Source organism: Paenibacillus allorhizosphaerae (genome assembly GCF_042659105.1).
Taxonomy (GTDB): Bacteria; Bacillota; Bacilli; order Paenibacillales; family NBRC-103111; genus Paenibacillus_G; species Paenibacillus_G allorhizosphaerae.
In genome coordinates this window covers 122,729-142,580 of sequence record NZ_JBHSRV010000014.1, presented here as the reverse complement: position 1 = coordinate 142,580, position 19,852 = coordinate 122,729, and the positions used below count along the sequence as shown (strand labels likewise).

At 52.2% G+C, this 19,852-nt stretch carries 20 protein-coding genes, 1 rRNA gene and 1 other RNA gene; 2 read left to right on the top strand and 20 right to left on the bottom strand.

What is annotated here, in order from left to right; all coding sequences use genetic code 11:
* The 17 genes from ACFQI7_RS31230 to rpoE all read right to left on the bottom strand — a co-directional run.
* A 16S ribosomal RNA gene (locus ACFQI7_RS31230) occupies positions 1–84 on the bottom strand; the annotation flags it as partial.
* A 275-nt stretch (positions 85–359) separates the two neighbouring features.
* Positions 360–626, bottom strand: coding sequence for a pro-sigmaK processing inhibitor BofA family protein (locus ACFQI7_RS31225; RefSeq protein WP_218101562.1), 267 nt, complete (start codon positions 624–626; stop codon positions 360–362).
* Positions 626–916, bottom strand: coding sequence for a DUF2508 family protein (locus ACFQI7_RS31220; RefSeq protein ID WP_218101563.1), 291 nt, complete (start codon positions 914–916; stop codon positions 626–628). The genes ACFQI7_RS31225 and ACFQI7_RS31220 overlap by 1 nt, the downstream gene beginning before the upstream one ends.
* A gap of 104 nt (positions 917–1,020) precedes the next feature.
* A complete protein-coding gene (gene recR / locus ACFQI7_RS31215) occupies positions 1,021–1,617 on the bottom strand; it encodes a recombination mediator RecR (protein WP_218101564.1) in 597 nt (198 codons plus the stop codon).
* A 40-nt stretch (positions 1,618–1,657) separates the two neighbouring features.
* The gene (locus ACFQI7_RS31210) at positions 1,658–1,969 is read right to left on the bottom strand and encodes a YbaB/EbfC family nucleoid-associated protein (RefSeq protein WP_218101565.1); all 312 of its coding nucleotides are present in this window, start codon (positions 1,967–1,969) and stop codon (positions 1,658–1,660) included.
* Between the two features lie 27 nt (positions 1,970–1,996).
* On the bottom strand, positions 1,997–3,769 hold the full coding sequence (gene dnaX / locus ACFQI7_RS31205) for a DNA polymerase III subunit gamma/tau (protein ID WP_218101566.1): 1,773 nt from the start codon (positions 3,767–3,769) through the stop codon (positions 1,997–1,999).
* 106 nt (positions 3,770–3,875) lie between these two features.
* A complete protein-coding gene (locus ACFQI7_RS31200) occupies positions 3,876–4,937 on the bottom strand; it encodes an ATP-binding protein (protein WP_218101567.1) in 1,062 nt (353 codons plus the stop codon).
* Between the two features lie 332 nt (positions 4,938–5,269).
* Positions 5,270–5,533: signal recognition particle sRNA large type (gene ffs / locus ACFQI7_RS31195), an RNA gene on the bottom strand.
* A gap of 47 nt (positions 5,534–5,580) precedes the next feature.
* Positions 5,581–5,970, bottom strand: coding sequence for a hypothetical protein (locus ACFQI7_RS31190; RefSeq protein WP_218101568.1), 390 nt, complete (start codon positions 5,968–5,970; stop codon positions 5,581–5,583).
* An 85-nt stretch (positions 5,971–6,055) separates the two neighbouring features.
* Positions 6,056–6,253, bottom strand: coding sequence for a 50S ribosomal protein L31 (gene rpmE / locus ACFQI7_RS31185; protein WP_218101569.1), 198 nt, complete (start codon positions 6,251–6,253; stop codon positions 6,056–6,058).
* 82 nt (positions 6,254–6,335) lie between these two features.
* Positions 6,336–7,610 (bottom strand): radical SAM protein, encoded by a 1,275-nt coding sequence (locus ACFQI7_RS31180; protein WP_218101570.1) that lies wholly within the window; start codon positions 7,608–7,610, stop codon positions 6,336–6,338.
* 12 nt (positions 7,611–7,622) lie between these two features.
* On the bottom strand, positions 7,623–8,924 hold the full coding sequence (rho, locus tag ACFQI7_RS31175) for a transcription termination factor Rho (protein WP_218101571.1): 1,302 nt from the start codon (positions 8,922–8,924) through the stop codon (positions 7,623–7,625).
* Positions 8,925–9,014: 90 nt separating this feature from the next.
* Positions 9,015–10,268, bottom strand: a complete 1,254-nt coding sequence (locus ACFQI7_RS31170; protein ID WP_218101572.1) for a UDP-N-acetylglucosamine 1-carboxyvinyltransferase — start codon at positions 10,266–10,268, stop codon at positions 9,015–9,017.
* A gap of 166 nt (positions 10,269–10,434) precedes the next feature.
* Positions 10,435–11,289: a class II fructose-1,6-bisphosphate aldolase gene (gene fba, locus ACFQI7_RS31165; RefSeq protein WP_218101573.1), complete on the bottom strand. Its 855-nt coding sequence runs from the start codon at positions 11,287–11,289 to the stop codon at positions 10,435–10,437.
* A gap of 120 nt (positions 11,290–11,409) precedes the next feature.
* The gene (locus ACFQI7_RS31160) at positions 11,410–11,802 is read right to left on the bottom strand and encodes a response regulator (protein ID WP_218101574.1); all 393 of its coding nucleotides are present in this window, start codon (positions 11,800–11,802) and stop codon (positions 11,410–11,412) included.
* A 273-nt stretch (positions 11,803–12,075) separates the two neighbouring features.
* A complete protein-coding gene (locus ACFQI7_RS31155) occupies positions 12,076–13,677 on the bottom strand; it encodes a CTP synthase (protein ID WP_218101575.1) in 1,602 nt (533 codons plus the stop codon).
* Positions 13,678–14,022: 345 nt separating this feature from the next.
* Positions 14,023–14,616 (bottom strand): DNA-directed RNA polymerase subunit delta, encoded by a 594-nt coding sequence (rpoE, locus tag ACFQI7_RS31150; protein ID WP_218101576.1) that lies wholly within the window; start codon positions 14,614–14,616, stop codon positions 14,023–14,025.
* A gap of 455 nt (positions 14,617–15,071) precedes the next feature.
* Here rpoE and ACFQI7_RS31145 point away from each other — a divergent pair, with 455 nt between their 5' ends.
* Positions 15,072–16,247: a S8 family peptidase gene (locus tag ACFQI7_RS31145; protein ID WP_329958267.1), complete on the top strand. Its 1,176-nt coding sequence runs from the start codon at positions 15,072–15,074 to the stop codon at positions 16,245–16,247.
* Positions 16,248–16,296: 49 nt separating this feature from the next.
* Here ACFQI7_RS31145 and ACFQI7_RS31140 read toward each other — a convergent pair whose 3' ends face one another.
* A complete protein-coding gene (locus ACFQI7_RS31140) occupies positions 16,297–16,749 on the bottom strand; it encodes a DUF1934 domain-containing protein (RefSeq protein ID WP_218101577.1) in 453 nt (150 codons plus the stop codon).
* Positions 16,750–16,923: 174 nt separating this feature from the next.
* Here ACFQI7_RS31140 and ACFQI7_RS31135 point away from each other — a divergent pair, with 174 nt between their 5' ends.
* Positions 16,924–17,808, top strand: coding sequence for a metallophosphoesterase (locus tag ACFQI7_RS31135; protein WP_218101578.1), 885 nt, complete (start codon positions 16,924–16,926; stop codon positions 17,806–17,808).
* Between the two features lie 69 nt (positions 17,809–17,877).
* Here the strand turns inward: ACFQI7_RS31135 and hprK are convergent, their stop codons facing one another.
* Together hprK and speB are read right to left on the bottom strand one after the other, a co-directional pair.
* Positions 17,878–18,789: an HPr(Ser) kinase/phosphatase gene (hprK, locus tag ACFQI7_RS31130; RefSeq protein WP_218101579.1), complete on the bottom strand. Its 912-nt coding sequence runs from the start codon at positions 18,787–18,789 to the stop codon at positions 17,878–17,880.
* Positions 18,790–18,961: 172 nt separating this feature from the next.
* Positions 18,962–19,831: an agmatinase gene (gene speB / locus ACFQI7_RS31125; protein WP_218101580.1), complete on the bottom strand. Its 870-nt coding sequence runs from the start codon at positions 19,829–19,831 to the stop codon at positions 18,962–18,964.
* Positions 19,832–19,852: the final 21 nt, after the last annotated feature.

Here is a 19,852-nt window from a genome sequence, read left to right as displayed (position 1 = left end):
AGGGTCCGAAGACCCTCGCTCGACTTGCATGTATTAGGCACGCCGCCAGCGTTCGTCCTGAGCCAGGATCAAACTCTCCATTAAAGTATCATTTTCGGACCGAAGACCGAAATTGATACAAATCGCTTCCATCACCCGAAGGCGATGTTCGCTATAATGTAAGCTGATTAGCTCAAAATTTAAAACTGGCGAGAAATTTCATTCTCTAATTCACTCACTCGTTGTTCAGTTTTCAAAGGACAATTCGTTTCATCTTCCGACAAAAATTACTGTCGGTTGTTGTCGACCGTTTCAGCGGCGACTTGATTAATATATCACATTCGCTCAGTCCGATGCAAGTGTTTTTTTAATCCTATATTTTACACAAGCACCCATAGTTTTATCGCGGCCAGCGCAGCGAGTCCCGGGATTCCAAGAATGCTGACCGTACCTATCGTTACTGCGTTAAGCGGCAGTTCCAAGTGGGTATAGGAACTGAACAGATTAAGAATATACAACAAGATCGACGCAAATGCAACATGCAGGCAAGCATATCCAAGCCATTGGAAGGCAAAGCGGCGGCGCAACAACATAAAAGCAAGCAATAGACCCGAGCCGAGAAAAACGCCCCATAATAAATATTGCATTAAGACGATCCCTCCATCGTACGGCTCGCAGCCACTTCTCCCGCAGAGATTTTCATATCTTTTGCCTGCTTGAGCAGCATTTCAAACCGCTTTTCCGCCGCTTCCAGCGCAAAGATGGAATAATCGATCTGTTCCTTTTCTATCACATAATCGAATCGTTTTTGCGCAATTTCCCACTCCAGATGCGCTTTGCGGATTTCCTGCACCAACAAGTAACGGTCCTGCTGCACAGAAGGTTCCAACTTAAGCTCCGGCTTGTGTTTTCTCCAAATCTTTGGCCATGACGTCATCCCGATCAACCTCCCGGTTTGTCCTATTCTTTATATAGATATAAGACAAGGCGTCGGGTTAGAACCAAAAAAAAGAAGCCTCATCAGGAGGCTCCTTCAACCCGTTACAGTTCTCTGCGTCCTTCCAACGCTTTGGTCAACGTCACTTCATCGGCATACTCCAAATCGCCTCCAACCGGTAGTCCGTGGGCGATACGCGTTACTTTCAAACCAAAGGACCGAACAAGTCTGGATAAATACATCGCGGTCGCTTCCCCTTCGATATTCGGGTTGGTCGCAAGAATCAGCTCCTCCACCTTCTCGTCGCTGAGTCGTTTCAGAAGGTCGGCGATCCTGATCTCATCGGGACCGATGCCTTCCATTGGGGATATCGCACCGTGCAGCACATGATAGTACCCATTAAACTCTCTGGTCCGCTCCATCGCGACCAAATCTTTCGGTTCCTGCACTACGCAAATAATCGATGCGTCCCTGCTCTTGTCCTGGCAAATGCGGCATGGATCGGTGTCCGTAATATTGCAGCAAACCGAGCAGTAATGCAGGTTCCGTTTGACATTGACCAGCGCTTTGGCAAAATCTATGACATCGTCTTCCTTCATTCTAAGTACGTGGAAAGCAAGACGTCCCGCCGTCTTCGGGCCGATCCCCGGAAGGCGGGAAAATGAGTCGATCAGCTTAGCTAAGGGCTCCGGATAAAACAAGGAAGCAGCTCCTCACATCGGTGAAATCGGTATTTGCCGCCTAGAACAATCCCGGAATATTCATGCCTCCGGTTAACTTGGACATTTCTTTGCCGGCCATCTCTTCCGCTTTCGTCATCGCATCGTTAATCGCGGTGAGCACCAAATCCTGAAGCATTTCGACGTCGTCCGGGTCAACGGCCTCCGGTTTAATGACAACCGAAGTTACTTTCTTCTGTCCGTTCACCGTTACAGCCACAACGCCGCCTCCGGCCGTCCCTTCTACCGTGCGATTCGCCAAATCTTCCTGTGCTTTCAGCATTTGCTCCTGCATTTTTTTCACTTGCTTCATCATTTGGTTCATGTTATTCATTTGAACTCACACTCCTGGGGCTCAAGTTTAATCTTCTTTTATTTTTACCAAATCTTCGCCGAACAATTGAATCGCCTCGTTGATCCAATCCTCTTTGATTTCTCCGGACGGTTGCTCGTCCTCCGGCACAAGCTGGAGTTCTTCCTTCGGCGCATCGTCCGGCTTCCGCTGTTCGGCGGCGGCTTTCCAATCTTTCAGCATAATGGTGAGCAGACGGTACGGCTGTCCAAGGAGTTCGCCCAACACCTGCTCAATTAACTGCTTGTTTGCCGGCTTTTCCGTCGTTTCGCGGTGCATCGCGCTTTTGAAAGCGACCAGCACATTGCCGTCATGAACAGATACGGGTTCGCCGTCGACAAGCCAGGCGTGAACCGTAATTTTTAGCTCCTTCACGCGCCCCAGCAACTGACTCCATTGTTGGACGACCGTTCGGAATGCCGGATCTTCGACACCTTTCAAGTAGCCCTCGAGCTTTTCGATCGTCTTCTTGTTGATGGCTGGCGCAGGAGCCGCATTCCGGGACCCGCCGGATGCCGGGGCAGCGCTTGCGCCACCCGCGGGGGCCGCGCCGTTCTTCAGCACTTGCGCGAGCTGCTCTTCCAGCCGCTGAATGCGGTTCATCAACTGCCCGACAATCCCATCCGTTCGTTCCGGCGAACCGGAAGACGCCGCCGCTGCCGATTCATTTCCCTGAAGGGACGGTGACGCAATCGCGGACGCTCCGCTGCAAAGCTTCATCAAGGCAACTTCGAGCAGCGTCTGCGGTTGAACGGAATATTTCATCTCCGTCTGGTAATACGTAAGCGTATCGATCATCGAAATAAGCGTTTCCGTCTTGAAGCGCTGCGCCACTTCGGCAAACCGCTTTACATCCAGAATCCGCTCGGTAACGGCTTGCGATCCCGGTACCATCTTCACCATTAATAAATCGCGAAAATAATAAATTAAATTTTCCATGCATTTGTCGGCGCTTTTGCCTTCCTGCATGAATTCGTCAACTTGCCTGAGCGCTGCGCTTACATCGGCGTTCTGAACGGCGATAACGAGTCGTTCAAATTGATCGGAAGCCATGCCCCCTGTGATCGACAGCACGTCTTCATAAGTGATGCGGTCGCCCGAGAAGGCGATAATCTGATCAAGCAAGCTGATCGCATCGCGCATCCCGCCATCGGATAAGCGGCCGATAAAAGCAAGCGCGTCTTCATCGACCTCGATGTTCTCATCTTCACATACTTCCCGCAGCCTTTCCACCTGCTCTTCCAGGGCGACCCGGCGAAAATCGAATCGCTGACAGCGAGAGATAATGGTAGCCGGCAGTTTGTGCGGCTCGGTAGTAGCCAAGATGAACATCACATGTGCCGGCGGCTCTTCAAGCGTCTTCAAAAGCGCATTGAACGCTTCTGTCGTCAGCATGTGCACCTCGTCGATAATGTACACCTTCTGACGCACTTCCGTAGGCGCGTATTTGACCTTATCGCGGATGTCGCGAATTTCTTCGACACCGCGGTTTGATGCCGCGTCAATCTCCACGACATCCATCACCGCGCCCTCAGTGATCCGAATGCACGCGTCGCACTGATTGCAGGGCTCGATACCGGGACCGTTCAAGCAGTTCACGGCTTTGGCTAAAATTTTCGCCGTAGTCGTCTTGCCCGTTCCCCGGGGCCCATTGAATAAATAAGCATGGCTGTAGCGGCCTTCCCGAAGCGAGTTCTGCAAGGTCTGGACAATATGCTTCTGGCCGACCATATCCTGAAACGATTGAGGTCTCCACGTACGGTATAAGGCGATATGTGCCATCTTGCCCTCTCCAATGAATGTTTATCTTGTTCATTATACTATAAACGGCAAGAGGTTTGAAGGGGAGCGGTGCTGCGGGGTGAACGTCCACGGCAGACGGCGCGTTCTATGGAAACGGAATGCTTACCGTAAAGGTCGTGCCGTACCCTTTGGAAGATACACGGATACATCCTCCAATGTCGTGAATAATGCGCTGGCAAACGGACAGCCCGAGTCCCGTCCCCTGCTCCTTCGTTGTAAAGAAGGGATCGAATATTTTATCGATAACGAACATCGGTATACCCGGTCCCGTATCATGAATATCAATGTTCACCTTTCTTTCCGCCGAATCAACCCGCTCCGTTAAAGTCAAAAACCCTCCTTCGCCCATCGCTTCAATTCCGTTTTTACCTATATTGAGAAACACTTGTTTAAGCAGTTCCCGATCGGCAATTACGCGAGGAAGATCGAGCATCGCTTCGTACCGGACAACCACCCCGTGTAAAATTGCTTCATTATTAATGATCGGCAATATATCCCGCAGCACTTGGGATACATCGACTTCCTCCATGGCGACATTTTTCGGCTTGCTGAGCAGCAAAAATTCGTTAACCAATTCGTTGATGCGGTTGATTTCCGTCAGCATCACATCAGTATACCCGCTTTCACGCCTCATTCCCTGTTCTTCGAACGTTTTGCGCAGTACTTGCAAAAAGCCTTTAATGGATGTAAGCGGATTTCGGATTTCATGGGCGGTACCCGCGGCGATTTGTCCGATCATGGCAAGTCGGTCGCTGCGCTGCACTTGTTCTTCCAATGAACGAAGATTGGTCACATCTTTGAATATGATATAAGCTCCTACGACGTCCCCCGTCTCATCCCGCAGCACATTCGAATCCATCAGCAGTTCAAACCGTTCTTCGCCTAATGTCCAGGATAAAGCGTGATTGCGGACGACCATTCCATCGAGTATGCTGCGGTTGACGAGCTGATGCTCGGCGGGCAGTGCGGCAAATACCCGTTCCATGGGAAGATGAAGAACTCGTTCCCGGTGAAGGCCGAGCACGCGGCAGGCCATATCGCTAATGTCGATGAGCTCGAATGCCGTGTTCAGCAAAATGACGCCCAAATTGACGTCTTTCAGGAATGTGCCCGCGAATCGCTGAAGCAAACTTAGTTCATGCTGCACCGTTTTCTCCCCCCAAGGTTTTTCGCCAATAGAAAAACTGTTTTCGCAAGCGACATGAACGGAGCCCGCTCATGTGAACAGCGCTTCCTGATCTGGTTAACTTTAGTATACAATTCTCCTAAATTTTTCATTTTCCTTCTTCCGAGCGTATAAAAAAAGCTTCTGATCGAAGCCTTTCGATGAAGATATATTCGTGTTTTAGCGGAAACTTTTTTTGAAAGATCAGCATCCTTCAGCTCCGCTGAAAACTTATAAATTCTGATCTTATAAAAAAACACCGGTTTCCTTGACCTGTCAAGGCCAATCACCGGTGTTTCGTATGTATGGTAAAACCGTGCACCTACCTTGATAGTATGATCCGAGCGGAATTTTTATCGTCGGCTCAAGTTAGGCCACCCTCCGGCACATGGAACATCTTGCTTACGGCTGCTTCCTTCCGGACCTGACCGGGTTCACAAGCTTCCATTGCGGAGGACCCGACTCTCAACACCAACTTTAAAACCCAAACCTCACATCATAATACCGCGAATAGGCGCTCGACCCCGCTGTAGCGGATTGCGGGTTACAGGGCACCGCTACCTCCCCGTCTAGCACGGCAAAGATAAGTATAGACGATCCGACTTTAAATAGCAACCTTGGGGATTTATTTAACAGCGACACTAACTTTATACTTATAGCGGGGAACGGCTGCAGCTAGCGTTTCTTGCGCCTGAGCGCGAATCCGCTCGATTGTCGCCTGATCCGTACCCGCCGGAACGTCGAGCCGCACATGGGCATTCGATCCGTTCAAACTGATATTCGTCCGCTTGACGACCGGCAGCTGCGCTTTCACTGCCTGGTCCATGACGCGAAGGTCATCGGTATACGTACGGTATGTGGCTCCAAGCGGATTATTCGGATTGACCTCGGTGATGCCCAGCAGTCCGTCCCGGGAATGCGATTGCACTTCGTGGTGGGTATCCTGCTTTTGACATGCCGTCCCGAAAAGTGAAAGCATGCATACTCCGATCGCGAAACTCATCCATTTCGACATAAAAACACCTCCTGCAGCGCTAAGATCTACGATCTTAGGATGACCACAGGAGGTGTGCTTATGCCCCAGAGAAGCTGGGAACCAATTACATTCCGTATTTTTTCTTGAATTTATCAACGCGACCGCCGGCATCCAAGAATTTTTGCTTACCTGTGAAGAACGGATGGCAAGCGGAGCAAATCTCTACGCGAAGATTTTGCTTTACAGAGCCGGTTTCAAACGTGTTACCGCATGCGCAAGTAACCGTCGTTTGATGAAAAGTCGGATGGATTGCTTGTTTCATTACCTTTCACCTCTTTTGCCCTGAACCACCATGTGGATCAGAGTTATATAACCATACCCTGAAGATTATAGCACGCAGTAATTCAACGTTGCAAGTGTTTGTTCCGCTTGTCCAAAAGTTCCCCGGGAACGTGCGTATACGATCCGAGCACGACGTCCGGCAGCTCTTGCCGGAAAATATCTAGCATTTGCTTCATGCCGTAACGTTCTCCGCGCGCCGGAGGAATCAATTGAAGATAGCTCTCCGGATCGATGTTGAGATTTCGCAATTGAATGAGTTTGAGATCGGTACGCCGAACAAACTCGATCATCGCTTCGATCTCTTCTTCACGGTCCGTTACCCCGGGAAAGATCAAATAATTAATGGAAGTGACGACGCCTTTGTCCGCTGCGTATCGAAGCGACTTTTCCACATGTTTCAGCGTATAGCCGCGCGGCTTGTAATAGGCATTGTAATGATCGTCAAGCGCGCTGATCGTGCTGACCCGCATTAAATCGAGACCGGCATCGACGATCCCCCGAATATGATCGGTGAGACCCGCATTCGTGTTGATATTGATATATCCGATATCGGTCCGACTCCGAACCTCCCGCATGGCATCGATGATCGTCTTGGCTTGCGTCGAAGGCTCTCCTTCGCAGCCTTGGCCGAAGCTGATGATGCTTTCAGGCGTCTTCAGATGCTCCATCATCACTTGGACGACTTCTTCCACAGAAGGCTTGAAATTCATTCGGGTTTGAGGCGCAGGAAAGCCGCTGTCTTCCGGCTGCTCCGAAATGCAACCAAAACATCCTGCATTGCAGGAGAAGGAGACCGGAACCGCGCCTTCCCATCGATTCAAGAACGTATTGGAAGCGGTCAAGCATTCGTATCCGAGCGCGCAGTTGGACAGATGCTTATAAAGCCGATTATCGCCGTATTGCTCCAGCAGACGGTTTACTTGCAGCTCCAGCTCGTTCGGATCACAATTTCGCGGGTTCCATCGCTCCGGATCGTCTGTCGCTTCCGCAGCCACGTAGAATCGGCCGTCCTTCCACACAACCGCGGTATACCCGAAGAGCGGAAGCACTGCAGATTTATCCGCTTTGGCATAGCCGGGAAGCAGCAGACGCGTAAAGCCTTGCGGCAAAAGCGCTCCGACGGCATTCAGCTCACCGGGAACGACTCGCATCTCGCCGGTAGCGGCATGCACGCCGATCGGCCGCGTATCCGGCAAGCTGACAAGGGTTGCGCCTTCCGGAAGAGGAATCAGTTCCTCTTCCAGGATATCCGTGACCATTTCGCCGTTACGGCCAAGTCCGATGAAATCGGGATGATCATATACGTTGCCGCTCCGGTCTGCATAAACCAGATTCATGATGTCCTCCTTCTAAGAGACCGAGTGCTTCACGCGGCGGGTAGTGCCGCTGCCGCCGGTTTTAGGAGCGCCGCCGCCCTCGAGGGTCTCCAAAAACTCCTGATTCGTTTTGGTATCGGCCAGTTTTTTGATGAATGCTTCAATATAGTCGTGGGAATCATTCATCCCTTTACGGATCGCCCACACTTTATCCAGCTCTTCCTTTGTAAGAAGCATTTCCTCGCGGCGCGTACCGGATCGGCGAATATCGATAGCCGGGAAGATGCGTCGTTCCGCCAGCTTCCGGTCCAAGTGCAGCTCCAAGTTGCCGGTTCCTTTAAATTCTTCATAAATGACTTCGTCCATACGCGAACCCGTTTCGATCAATGCCGTGGCTAAAATCGTCAGGCTGCCGCCTTCTTCGATATTGCGCGCCGCGCCGAAAAAGCGTTTCGGACGGTGAAATGCACCCGGATCAATCCCCCCGGATAACGTCCTTCCCGTTGGCGGTACGACCAGATTGTAGGCACGTGCCAGCCGCGTGATGCTATCCAGCAAAATAACGACATCTTTCTTATGCTCCACTATCCGCTGTGCCCGCTCCAGCACCAACTCCGCCACTTTAATGTGATTTTCCGGCAGCTCATCGAACGTCGAAGCGACCACTTCGCCCTTAACGGAACGCTGCATATCGGTTACCTCTTCCGGGCGCTCGTCAATCAGCAATACGAACAAATGCGCATCCGGATGATTAGCGGAAATACTGTTCGCGATTTCTTTGAGCAGTAGCGTCTTGCCGGCTTTCGGCGGCGCCACGATCAAACCGCGTTGTCCGAAGCCTACAGGAGCCAAAAGATCCATTAAGCGAGTGGAGTAATTCGTCGGGGAAGTTTCCAACACTAATTTCTTTTGCGGATAAAGAGGAGTCAAAGCTGCGAAGTGCAAACGTTCCGAGGCCGATTCCGGGCTCTCGCCGTTGACCGCTTCCACATGCAGCAATCCAAAATATCGCTCGTTTTCTTTCGGTGGGCGGCATTTGCCTGAAACGACATCTCCTGACCGCAGGTCGAACCTTCGGATTTGGGAAGCCGAAATATAAATGTCTTCCGAGCTCGGCAAATAATTGATCGGACGCAAGAAGCCGAAGCCTTCCTGAAGGATGTCGAGTACGCCCTCCATAAACATCAATCCGCTTTGTTCCGCTTGCGCACGTAGAATGGCAAAAATAAGTTCCCTTTTTTTAAGCGTGCCGTATGAAGCGATTTGATGCTTCTTGGCCAATTTGTAAAGCTCTGTGAGCTTTAGCGCTTCAAGCTGCGCCAAATGCATATCCATAGTATTCAACCACCAAACTATTAAATTTTCAAAACTGCTCGTTAATGATACATTCTAGCATTACCCAAAAAGTTTCCAATATATACAAAATTATTCGTCCCGGCGCCACACTTCGGCACCCAAATTTGATAGATTGGCGACCAGATGATCATAGCCCCGGTCGATATATTCCACTCCCGTAATTTCTGTTACGCCGCCGGGAACCGTAAGTCCCGCTACAACAAGAGCCGCACCCGCGCGGAGATCGGTCGCTTTGACTTTGGCGGCACTCAGCATCCCGCCCTCGATAATGGCCGAGCGTCCTTCCACTCGGATCTTCGCTCCCATGCGAACGAGCTCGGGGATATGCTTGAATCGGTTGCTGTACACATAATCGGTCAACACGCTGACCCCGCTCGCTTGCGTAAGCAAGCTGCTCATCGGCGATTGCAAATCGGTTGCGTAGCCGGGATACACGAGAGCTTTTACATCGACGTTCACATATTCCGGCTGACCTACGACGCGAATGGATTCGTCCATTTCATAAATATGTACGCCCATTTCTTGCAGCTTGGCGGTCAAAGCTTCCAGATGCTTCGGAATGACGCTATCGACGATGACGTCTCCTCTGGTAGCCGCTGCCGCGATCATATACGTTCCCGCCTGAATGCGGTCGGGTATAATCGAGTGACGGCATCCGTGAAGGCTATCTACCCCCTCGATGCGGATCGTCTCCGTTCCGGCCCCCTTGATTTTGGCCCCCATGGAATTTAACAACGTTGCTACATCTATAATTTCTGGCTCTTTGGCCGCATTTTCGATCGTTGTGACGCCTTTGGCCCGAGAGGCCGCGAGCATAATGTTAATCGTTGCACCTACACTTACAACGTCCAAATAAATTTTCGCTCCGCGCAGCTGTTTCGCCTTGATGTGCAGGGCACCGTTCTCGTTCGTCACCTGAGCCCCCAGTGCTTCAAATCCTTTTACATGCTGATCGATCGGCCGCGGCTCGAAGTTGCAGCCCCCCGGCATACCGATCGTCGCTTCCCCAAAGCGGCCGAGCAGCGCTCCCATCAAATAATAAGAAGCACGAAGTTTTTTCACATTGCCGTTAGGCATCGGTTTGGATACCAAACGGCTAGGGTCGATAACCATCTGGTCATGATCCCGTTCAACGGTAGCGCCCAATTCCGTGAGCAATTCCGTATAGATCGACACATCGCTCAGGAGAGGCAAATTATCCAGCGTCACCGCTGTTTCCGACAAGATGGCCGCAGGAATAAGTGCGATCGCGCTATTCTTGGCTCCGCTGATTTGAACCGTTCCCCGAAGTGGTCGCCCACCGGCGATCATCAATTTCTCCATTCGTTCTTTTTCCTCCTACTTCACTGCTTTAACGCATTAACAAATAAGCGCAGAAAAAACGCGCAAATCTTCCTGTCTTTTAAAAGAAACATTCGGGTGAATAAATAGAAGTGAAGGGAAATACGCCTTTACAGGCATATTTCCCGAACAGATCGAAATCGATCGATTAAGCTTGGTCGGCGCTGCCGAACAGCAAAATTTTGGATTTTACTACTTCTACCATAGCTTTGCGGGCAGGAGTGAGGTATTTACGAGGATCGTAAACTTTCGCGTCTTTGTTCAATACTTCGCGGATGGCGTCGGTACAAGCGACTTGGTTTTCGGTATTGACGTTAATTTTGCCAACGCCGGCTTGGATCGACTTGCGAATCATTTCATCCGGAACGCCCGATCCGCCATGCAGCACGACTGGTACCGGAATCGCTTTGGACACTTGCTCGATAATATCGAAACGGATGTTCGGCTCGCCGGCATACATGCCGTGTGCCGTACCTACGGCAATCGCCAGACAGTCTACGCCTGTTTCTTCATAGAAACGGATCGCTTCTTCCGGTTTCGCCAGGTTTGCATCTTCCTCATCCACGCTGATGTCGTCTTCTACACCGCCGATGGTTCCGAGCTCCCCTTCAACGGATACGCCCATCGCACGAGCCGCTTTCACAACCTCTTTGGTCAAACGGATGTTTTCCTCAAAGGAGTAGTGAGAACCGTCGAACATCACGGAGCTGAAGCCTGCGCGGATACATTTCATCGCCACTTCGAAGCTGCTTCCGTGGTCCAGATGAAGCGCGATCGGCAAGCCGGATTTTTTTGCGGCCGCTTCCGCAATCGCTACCGTAAAATCAATACCCATGTATTTGAGCGCGCCCTCGGATACGCCGAAAATAAACGGGGATTTCAATTCTTCCGCCGCTTCCGTGATCGCTTGAGCAAACTCCAGGTTATTCATATTAAACTGGCCTACTGCAAATTTTTTCGCCTTTGCCGTGGGCAAAAACTCATTCATCGAAACCAATGGCATCTTGTTTCTCTCCTCCTAGTATGAATTGAACATGTTGAGTGCAAAAACCGCTCATCCGTCATACTGACCTATTATACCATAGAAAATGATAAACGTTAATCTCAAAAAAAGAGACCCTTTTCAGGATCCCACGGCGAATGAACTGTTATTCGGCGAACGAAGCTGCTGGTTTACGGCTTGACGCAGCTCGTCGATATCGAAGGGCTTTGTAAAATGCATGATCGCTCCCAGATCGGTCGCTTCTTTGATCATATCCAGCTCTCCATAAGCCGTCATCATGATCACTTTAATCGAAGAATCGATGCTTTTGATGTGCTTCAAAATGTCGAGTCCGTCCATTCCCGGAATTTTCATATCCAGCAGTACCAAATCGGGCGACGCATTCCTGACGATCTCAAGCGCAAGCTTCCCGTTGGACGCTTGGTACGTTTCGTAGCCTTCGCTGCTAAACACTTCCATCAGTAAGATGCGGATGCCGTTCTGATCATCGACAATAAGCAATTTCTTCTTCAACTAGGTACCCCTCCCCTTGGAGTTTTCGCTGGGAAAGCTCCATGTATACTTACGTGCTTTCATGGTGTCAGGAATCCGACCTTCATGCTTTACTATATGGACTATTCGCTACGAACAAGCGGATTCCTGCATCTAGAATGCAAAAAGTTGAAAACTTTTACAAATCAACCAAGCATTTCGACCCGTTATGCGCCGTCTGCCAAATCTACCCCGCTTTCAGCATACAAACAAAAAGAAGGAAGGCCCCTGCGGCTCTTCCTTCCTGAAGGTCTATTATTTCGAGTGACTGTACGCGGCTTGCACAAAGTGCTTGAATAACGGCTGCGGGCGGTTCGGTCTGGACGTAAATTCGGGATGGAACTGAACGGCCAGGAACCAAGGGTGATCCGGGCATTCGATAATTTCCACCAGACGGCCGTCCGGGCTTGTCCCGGAAATGATCAAGCCGGCCGCTTCGACCGCATCGCGGTACTCGTTATTGAATTCGTATCTGTGGCGGTGGCGCTCATATACCAGCTCATCGCTGTAGCAGCGCATCGCGAGAGACTCTTCTTTCAGCTTGCAAGGATACAAGCCCAATCTCATGGTGCCGCCAAGGTCTTCGATATCCTTTTGCTCCGGCAGCAAGTCGATCACCGGGTACGCCGTCGTCGGGTTGATCTCCGAGCTGTTGGCCCCTTCCAACCCGAGCACCGAACGCGCGTATTCCACCACGGCAACCTGCATGCCGAGGCAAATCCCAAAGAACGGAATGCGCTGCTCGCGCGCGTAACGGATCGCGGTTACTTTGCCCTCGATGCCGCGATCGCCGAAGCCTCCCGGCACCAGTATGCCATGTACGCCGGACAGAAGCTTATCCACGTTGTGCTCATACACTTCTTCCGCATTGACCCAGCGGATCTTCACTTCCGTATTGCAATCAATTCCTGCGTGTCCGAGCGCCTCAACAATACTGAGATAAGCGTCATGAAGCGCCACATATTTGCCGACGATCGCGATTTCGGTCGTTTCTTTCAGCGATTTAACGCGGCCTACGAGGCTTTCCCATTCGGTCATATCCGGCTGGTCCGCTTTCAGTCCGAGATGGTTCACGACGATGTCGTCCAGCCCTTGCTCGCGCAGCATCATCGGCACTTCATACAATGTCTCGGCATCGAGGCATTCGACAACGGCACCCGGATCGATATCGCAGAACAATGCGAGCTTCCGCTTCATATCCTCGGAAAGCGGATGCTCCGTACGGCATACGACGACATGCGGCTGAATGCCGATGCTGCGCAGCTCTTTGACGCTGTGCTGCGTCGGTTTTGTCTTCACTTCACCGGCCGCCTTCAAGTACGGAATGAGCGTCACATGGATGTACATCACGTTGTCGCGCCCGATATCGCTCTTGATTTGGCGAATCGCTTCGAGGAACGGAAGGCTTTCGATATCGCCAACGGTGCCGCCGATTTCCGTAATGACCACATCAGAGTGCGCTTCGCGTCCCGCACGGAATACGCGTTCTTTGATTTCGTTCGTAATGTGAGGGATGACCTGCACGGTCCCACCCAAATATTCGCCGCGGCGCTCCTTGGCAATGACGGAGGAGTAAATTTTCCCCGTCGTCACGTTGCTGTTCTTGGACAAATTGATATCGATAAACCGTTCGTAGTGACCCAGATCAAGGTCCGTCTCCGCCCCGTCGTCCGTTACGAATACTTCGCCGTGCTGATAAGGACTCATCGTTCCCGGGTCCACGTTAATATAAGGATCGAACTTTTGAATCGTGACTTTGAGCCCGCGATTTTTGAGCAGCCGACCGAGCGAAGCGGCCGTAATTCCTTTGCCGAGCGAGGAAACGACGCCCCCCGTCACGAAAATATACTTGGTCATTATGTAACCCCCCTGGTTAGTATTTCCCTTAAAAAAAAGAAAAAGTCCCCCGTAGCAACGGGGCACTTTAGTAAGAAAACTTCTATCGAAGTTCGAATCGGATGAACCATCACTGCTCGACGGACCGTTCCCATGGTGAGAATCCGCCTGCGGATGCATCCGAGAATGAGCGATCGCGACATAAAGGTTAGTTTTCCGCGATAATATACAGCTGTGCGACTATCGCAGTTCAGCTATCTTATCGTTCGAAAAGGACCGCATGGTCCGCAACGTTCATCCAAAGCCCAGAGAATAGTTTACTCTGAACAGCACGTAGTGTCAAGAGAAGGTTCGGCGAGCGTGACGTTATTTATCTTTCTCCTCGTCCTCGTCCAAATCATCCTCGTCGTCACCGTCTTCATCATCGATCCCGTCTTCGAGCTCGGAATCTTCTTCATCCAGACCGACTTCTTCTATCTCTTCTTCGTCGACCTCTTCATCCTCGAAGAATTCGGTCTCTTCTTCCGCTTCCTCCGCTTCGAAGTCTTCGTCGCGAACGGTGTCGTAAGAATCGTACTCTTCTTCCTCTGTGAAGGTATCCTCTTCCTCCGCGAACAGATCCTCGTCGTCCAGATCGTCGTCTTCGTCGTTAATAATGCGCGGACGCTTCCCGCTGCCGACCGCATCTTCGGATTTCTCTACAGGATACCAGCGCTTGAGCCCCCACAAGTTCGTCCCGACGCAAGCAAAGCGGCCGTCGATATTAATCTCGGTATATAGTTGGGCTATGACCTGCATGACTTCATCGTCGGACAGACCTTTGATTTTGGCTATTTCAGACATTAAATCCCGGTAGTAAAACGGCGTATTCGCTGTCTTGAGCAGTTCGAACGCCAGATCCACCATCGGCATTTCCTTTGCTTGTTCTGAGCTGATTTTAAGTTGGTATTGAGCACTCATTCCGGGGCACATCCCTTCCCAGTTGCAACTGCCGCAACGTGAATCGCCGTTGCCAGCTGTCAACTAAACGATTATCTCCATTAGTAAACCTTATTTTATGTAAAAATGCAACTGTCTCCCCATGAACCGCCAAAAAAAGCGAAGGAATACGCTTTTTGTCCACATGAGCGCAACGCGCCCTGCGGACAATCCACGCTTCCTTCACCCTGACTGTATCCACCAGAGACTCCAGCCCCTGGGTAAAACCGGAGAAATGACATAGCTTTTACAAGTTAAACCGTAACGGGCTTCATGTAGTAAAGACATTCCCCCTAATATATCGTATGTCGCCGGTTCCGCTTTGACACGGCAACCAACCCATTTTTTTCTTTATAGCCATATGCTTATACGGATGGACATCATCCCACATACGATGAAAAAAAGGAATTCCGACGTCGTACTAGGGGGAATCGATAGTGAATCCATCGACTTTCGCTCTTTGGCTGAATGAAGCTATGGAGAGTCATGCCGGCTCCGAAAAGCGGCACATCATCCGCTTCAGAAACAATCGGGATTATGCAGCCTTTGTTCAGCGCATCAGCCGCTACAGCAAGTCGCTGCCTCTCCTGAAAAAGGTTCAACCGCTGCATCTCATCCGCGCCATCTCCTGTACGCTTCGTTCTACCGAGCAAATCGCTTCCGTCCCTTTTATCCATTCGATCGAAACGGATACCCGCATTGATGTTCACGCCACCCGGCCGCATACGACGGCGCTGCCGACCAGCGGTCTGCGACGCAGCAGAAGCGCTCCTACGAAGACGTTGATCCCATGGGGGGTCCGCCATATCCGCGCGCCTCAAGCATGGCCCAAAACGAAAGGGGACCGCATCCGCATCGGCGTCGTCGATACCGGAGTCGATCACAACCATCCCGATTTGCGGCACTGCTTATCGTGGGGAGTCAATATTCTTCACCGGCATATGCTTCCTATAGACGATAACGGCCATGGCACCCATATTGCCGGAACGATCGCCGCCTTCACGAAACATCACGGCATTATCGGCGTCGCCCCCCAGGCGATCATTCATCCGGTAAAGGCATTCGATCATCAAGGCGGCGCGTTCGTATCCGATATAATCAGCGGGATTGACTGGTGCATCAAAAATGAAGTGGATATCATCAATATGAGCTTTGGAATGCGGGCGTACAGCAGAGCGCTGGAAGCGGCCGTACTGAGCGCATATCAAGCCGGCATCATTATCGTCGCTTCCTCCGGCAATGAAGGCAAGCAGGCGGAGATTGACTATCCCGCCAAGCTGCGCCAGGTGATCGCCGTTGGCGCTACGACGCGCCGAGGCAGCGTTGCGCCGTTCAGCAATGTCGGCAGGCAAATCGACATTTACGCACCCGGCGAAAAAATTTTTTCTACCTGGATGCGCGGCAAATATAGCGAGTTGAGCGGCACGTCCATGGCCACCTCGCATGTGTCGGGTGTCATCGCCCTCATGTTGGCCAAAAACCCGGGACTCAGCCCGCTGCGGGTAAAAACGCTGCTGCGCAAGCACGCTCGTCTGTTGATCAAGCCGGGCAAAAAAATCGGAGGCGTCAAAGAAATTCACGCGCTGCGGGCCGTATCGTCTGTATCCAAGTAACATTTGCTTGCCTATTCGTTTACTTATCCGGCACAGCGGAGGCAAGCCTCTAAGCGGTTACCTCGGGAACGGCCGTCAGTTCAATCCGGAACGAACCGGCCTCCTCGCCCATAACGGAAAGCTCATAGCTCCAGTGAACATACAGGGAAAGATCCTGCCGTCTCTCTTCTCGGTATTCAAAAAAATGCGTTACCGTCTCGATCTCGAGTCTTCCCTGCGGCGTTTGGATATAGCCCAGGTGCCGCATTCCCGTACGAAACGTTTGCTCAAACTGCACGTCGCCCTGTCTGACGATGCGCAGCCCGGACGGATCGATGCGAAGCGTCGTCACCGTTCGGCCCATGCCTGCATCCGGCAATTCCTGATAACGCAAATATGTGCTGCTCCCTTTCCGAAACAGCTCTCCTGCCAGCTGCTGCTGCGTTGCGGGCTCGCTTCCGTTCGCGCTGGATATGGAAATGCGGACGCGCTCCCGCCCGGCCATCGTTTGCTTGTCTGTCATGATGATCGTTTCCGCTCCTGTTTTATTTATTCAAAAGATAGCTTCATTGTACAGCACCGCGCAGTCCAACGGCAAAAGCCGGGGGAACTGCGTTTTTTTTCGCGAAAGGAAACCGAACGGCATTCTCCTGCGTCTACAGTCCATGGAGCACCGAAAGCAGAGAGGAAGGTCCGCATGAATAATCCACCGAAGACGAGCCCGGATAAGTTGACCCGGCGAACGTTTCTGAAGAAATCGCTTCTGACGGCCGCCGCAATCGCCGCGCTGCCGCCGGCCGGTTTCGGCTATGCGCGTTACGCCGAGCCGAGATGGCTTGAGCAGGAAGCGGTAACACTTAAGCTGAGCCGCCTCCCCGCACCGATGGAAGGCCTGCGGATCGTGCAGTTCAGCGACGTGCACCTCGGCTTCCATTACACGGCCGAAGATTTGCTGCGCCTCGGCACGGAAGTGAACCGGCTGAAGCCGGATATGATCTGCTTCACGGGAGATCTGGTCGATTACGCGCTCGGCGGCGAGGCGGAGACAAGCGCCGCGATTGATGCGCTCGCCTCCATGACCGCGCCGCTCGGGAAATTCGCCGTGCTCGGCAACCACGATTATTACGCGAGCTCCGCGAGTGTCGTCAAAGCACTGACTACCGGCGGATTTACGGTACTGCGCAACGACGCGGTACGAGCAGAACGAGACGGAACCGCCGTCTGGGTTGCGGGGGTCGAAGATCAGTGGCAGGGCAAGCCTGACATCAGGAAAGCGCTACAGAAGCCGACGCCGGACGACTTCGTCCTGCTGCTGAGCCACTGTCCCGATTTCGCCGATGTGACCGTGCAGCATCCGGTTGATGTACAGCTGTCCGGACATAGTCATGGCGGACAAGTCCGCTTACCTTTTTACGGGCATATCATGGTCCCTAAGTATGCAAAAAAGTACGTTAAAGGACAGTATGCTCTCGGCGACGGCAAGCTTCAGTTATATGTAAATCGGGGCATCGGCGTCTCTCAATACCCGATCCGGTTCTGGTGTCGGCCCGAATTGACGGTATTTACGCTGCGTTCAACCTGATCCGCGCATGCGAAAAGAGGCTTCCGCCTTACGGCGTCCGCCCCATCCCCGGCCTCACGGCCTCCCGATTTATATCTGATTCTCGATTCGTTTCATGAAATCTTCGACCGCGCTGTAGCCTTGCCTTTGAAGATACCAGTTGTTCGCCGCCGCTTCGACAAGCCCGGCCACGTCTCTTCCCGGCTGCAGCTGAATTTCGATCTTCGGAATTTTCACATCCAAATAGCTCGAATACTGCTGTTCCATCTCCAGTTCGTTGTTCAAAGCGTTCTCCTGCCATTTGGACAGTTCGATGTCCAGCACGATCCGCGTTTCGTCCTGAAACGCCTTGCGCCCGTACAAGCGGGAAACGTTGACCAGCCCGATGCTGCGAAGCGCCAGAAACTCTTTGTTGATTTCATTATGCGTAGCCAGTATCGTCTCGGGGCTGATCTTCTTCAAGACGACGACATCGTCCGCCACAAGGCGGTGCCCCCGGCGAATCAGCGTATGCGCCGTTTCGCTTTTGCCGACGCCGGACTGCCCGCGGAGCAGGATGCCGATCCCGGACACGTTGACGCATACGCCATGAATCGCAATTTCGGGAGCGAGCGCTTTGGCCAAGTACGCATCCAGCAATTCGGTAAATTTATTGGTCGGCTCCGGCGTGCGCAAGAGCGCGATTCCCTCTTCCTCGCAATACTTTTTCAAATATTTGAGCCCTTCCAGATTGCGGGTCACCACAAAGCATGGCGGATGGTATTTCACGATGTTGCCGATCCGCAGGTTCCGTTCTTCTTCGCTCAGCGTGTGCAAATACGTAATTTCTTTGCTCCCCAGCACTTGTACGTGGGCGTGAGAGAAAAAATCGAAGTATCCGACAAATTCAAGCCCCGGACGATGAACCCTGGCTTTCGGGATCATCCGGTCCAGCCCCGTTTCCCCGGTTAATACTTCCAATGAAAAACGGTCCACCAAGTGCTGTACCGTAACCGATTTCATAATCGCTGTCTCCCCTCTTCCCTGTCTGGCATGGAATATTAATTCTACGTCATCGCGCTTTTCCCTTTATATACAATTAAGATATGAAGCCGATGTGCAAAAAAGCCGTTCCGGCGGCCTTGTCGGCCAACCGGATCGGCTTTTTCGCTGGCATAACATGATAAGTGAACGCCTACTTCACCAGACCTAGCAGCATCTCGCGGATCAGCTTGCTCGCCACAATCTGCGTCTGCTCCGTAGGGTCGTATGCAGGCGCAACCTCGACGATATCGGCTCCGACGAAGTTCAGCTCCGATAGCGCCATTGCATGAATGGCCGCAAGCAGCTCCTTCGAGGTGATGCCCCCCGCTTCGGCCGTGCCGGTACCCGGCGCGCAGCTCGGATCGAGCACGTCGATATCGATCGTCAAATATACGGGACGGCCGGCAAGCTCCGGCAGCACCTTCTTGAGCGGTTCGAGTACCTCGAACGGGTAGAAGTTGATGTTTTCGCGACCGTACTGGAACTCCTCGCGGGAGCCCGAACGGATGCCGAATTGATAAATGTTTTTGCCGCCCATGAGCCCCGCCGCTTTGCGCACCGGCGTCGAGTGGGACAACGGCTCCCCTTCGTAGTGCTCGCGCAGGTCGGCATGCGCATCGATGTGAATCAGCGCGAGGTCGGGATACTTGGCGTATACCTGCTGAATGACCGGCCAGCTGACCAGATGCTCGCCGCCGAGACCGAACGGGAATTTGCCGTCGGCCAGCAGCCCCTTCACGTAGTCGCCGATGATCTCGAGGCTGCGCCCCGCATTGCCGAAAGGCAGCAGCAGGTCGCCGGCATCGAAGTATGTGATGTCCTCCAGGCTTTTATCCAGATAAGGGCTGTATTCCTCCAGGCCGATCGATACTTCGCGGATCCGCGAAGGGCCGAAACGGGAGCCGGGACGGAAGCTGACCGTATAGTCCATCGGCATGCCGTAAATGACCGCTTTGGAAGCCGCATAGTCGTCCGAGCTGAGGATAAAGACGTTGCCGGAATATTTTTGATCGAGTCGCATCGTTTATGATCTCCTTAGCTT

Bases quoted from the DNA above. Each gene is read 5' to 3' on its own strand.
- ACFQI7_RS31225 (WP_218101562.1), bottom strand. From the start codon at position 626: ATGCAATATTTATTATGGGGCGTTTTTCTCGGCTCGGGTCTATTGCTT.
- ACFQI7_RS31220 (WP_218101563.1), bottom strand. From the start codon at position 916: ATGACGTCATGGCCAAAGATTTGGAGAAAACACAAGCCGGAGCTTAAG.
- ACFQI7_RS31210 (WP_218101565.1), bottom strand. From the start codon at position 1,969: ATGAATAACATGAACCAAATGATGAAGCAAGTGAAAAAAATGCAGGAG.
- dnaX (WP_218101566.1), bottom strand. From the start codon at position 3,769: ATGGCACATATCGCCTTATACCGTACGTGGAGACCTCAATCGTTTCAG.
- ACFQI7_RS31190 (WP_218101568.1), bottom strand. From the start codon at position 5,970: ATGTCGAAATGGATGAGTTTCGCGATCGGAGTATGCATGCTTTCACTT.
- rpmE (WP_218101569.1), bottom strand. From the start codon at position 6,253: ATGAAACAAGCAATCCATCCGACTTTTCATCAAACGACGGTTACTTGC.
- ACFQI7_RS31180 (WP_218101570.1), bottom strand. From the start codon at position 7,610: ATGAATCTGGTTTATGCAGACCGGAGCGGCAACGTATATGATCATCCC.
- rho (WP_218101571.1), bottom strand. From the start codon at position 8,924: ATGGATATGCATTTGGCGCAGCTTGAAGCGCTAAAGCTCACAGAGCTT.
- ACFQI7_RS31170 (WP_218101572.1), bottom strand. From the start codon at position 10,268: ATGGAGAAATTGATGATCGCCGGTGGGCGACCACTTCGGGGAACGGTT.
- fba (WP_218101573.1), bottom strand. From the start codon at position 11,289: ATGCCATTGGTTTCGATGAATGAGTTTTTGCCCACGGCAAAGGCGAAA.
- ACFQI7_RS31155 (WP_218101575.1), bottom strand. From the start codon at position 13,677: ATGACCAAGTATATTTTCGTGACGGGGGGCGTCGTTTCCTCGCTCGGC.
- rpoE (WP_218101576.1), bottom strand. From the start codon at position 14,616: ATGAGTGCTCAATACCAACTTAAAATCAGCTCAGAACAAGCAAAGGAA.
- ACFQI7_RS31140 (WP_218101577.1), bottom strand. From the start codon at position 16,749: ATGACAGACAAGCAAACGATGGCCGGGCGGGAGCGCGTCCGCATTTCC.
- ACFQI7_RS31135 (WP_218101578.1), top strand. From the start codon at position 16,924: ATGAATAATCCACCGAAGACGAGCCCGGATAAGTTGACCCGGCGAACG.
- hprK (WP_218101579.1), bottom strand. From the start codon at position 18,789: ATGAAATCGGTTACGGTACAGCACTTGGTGGACCGTTTTTCATTGGAA.
- speB (WP_218101580.1), bottom strand. From the start codon at position 19,831: ATGCGACTCGATCAAAAATATTCCGGCAACGTCTTTATCCTCAGCTCG.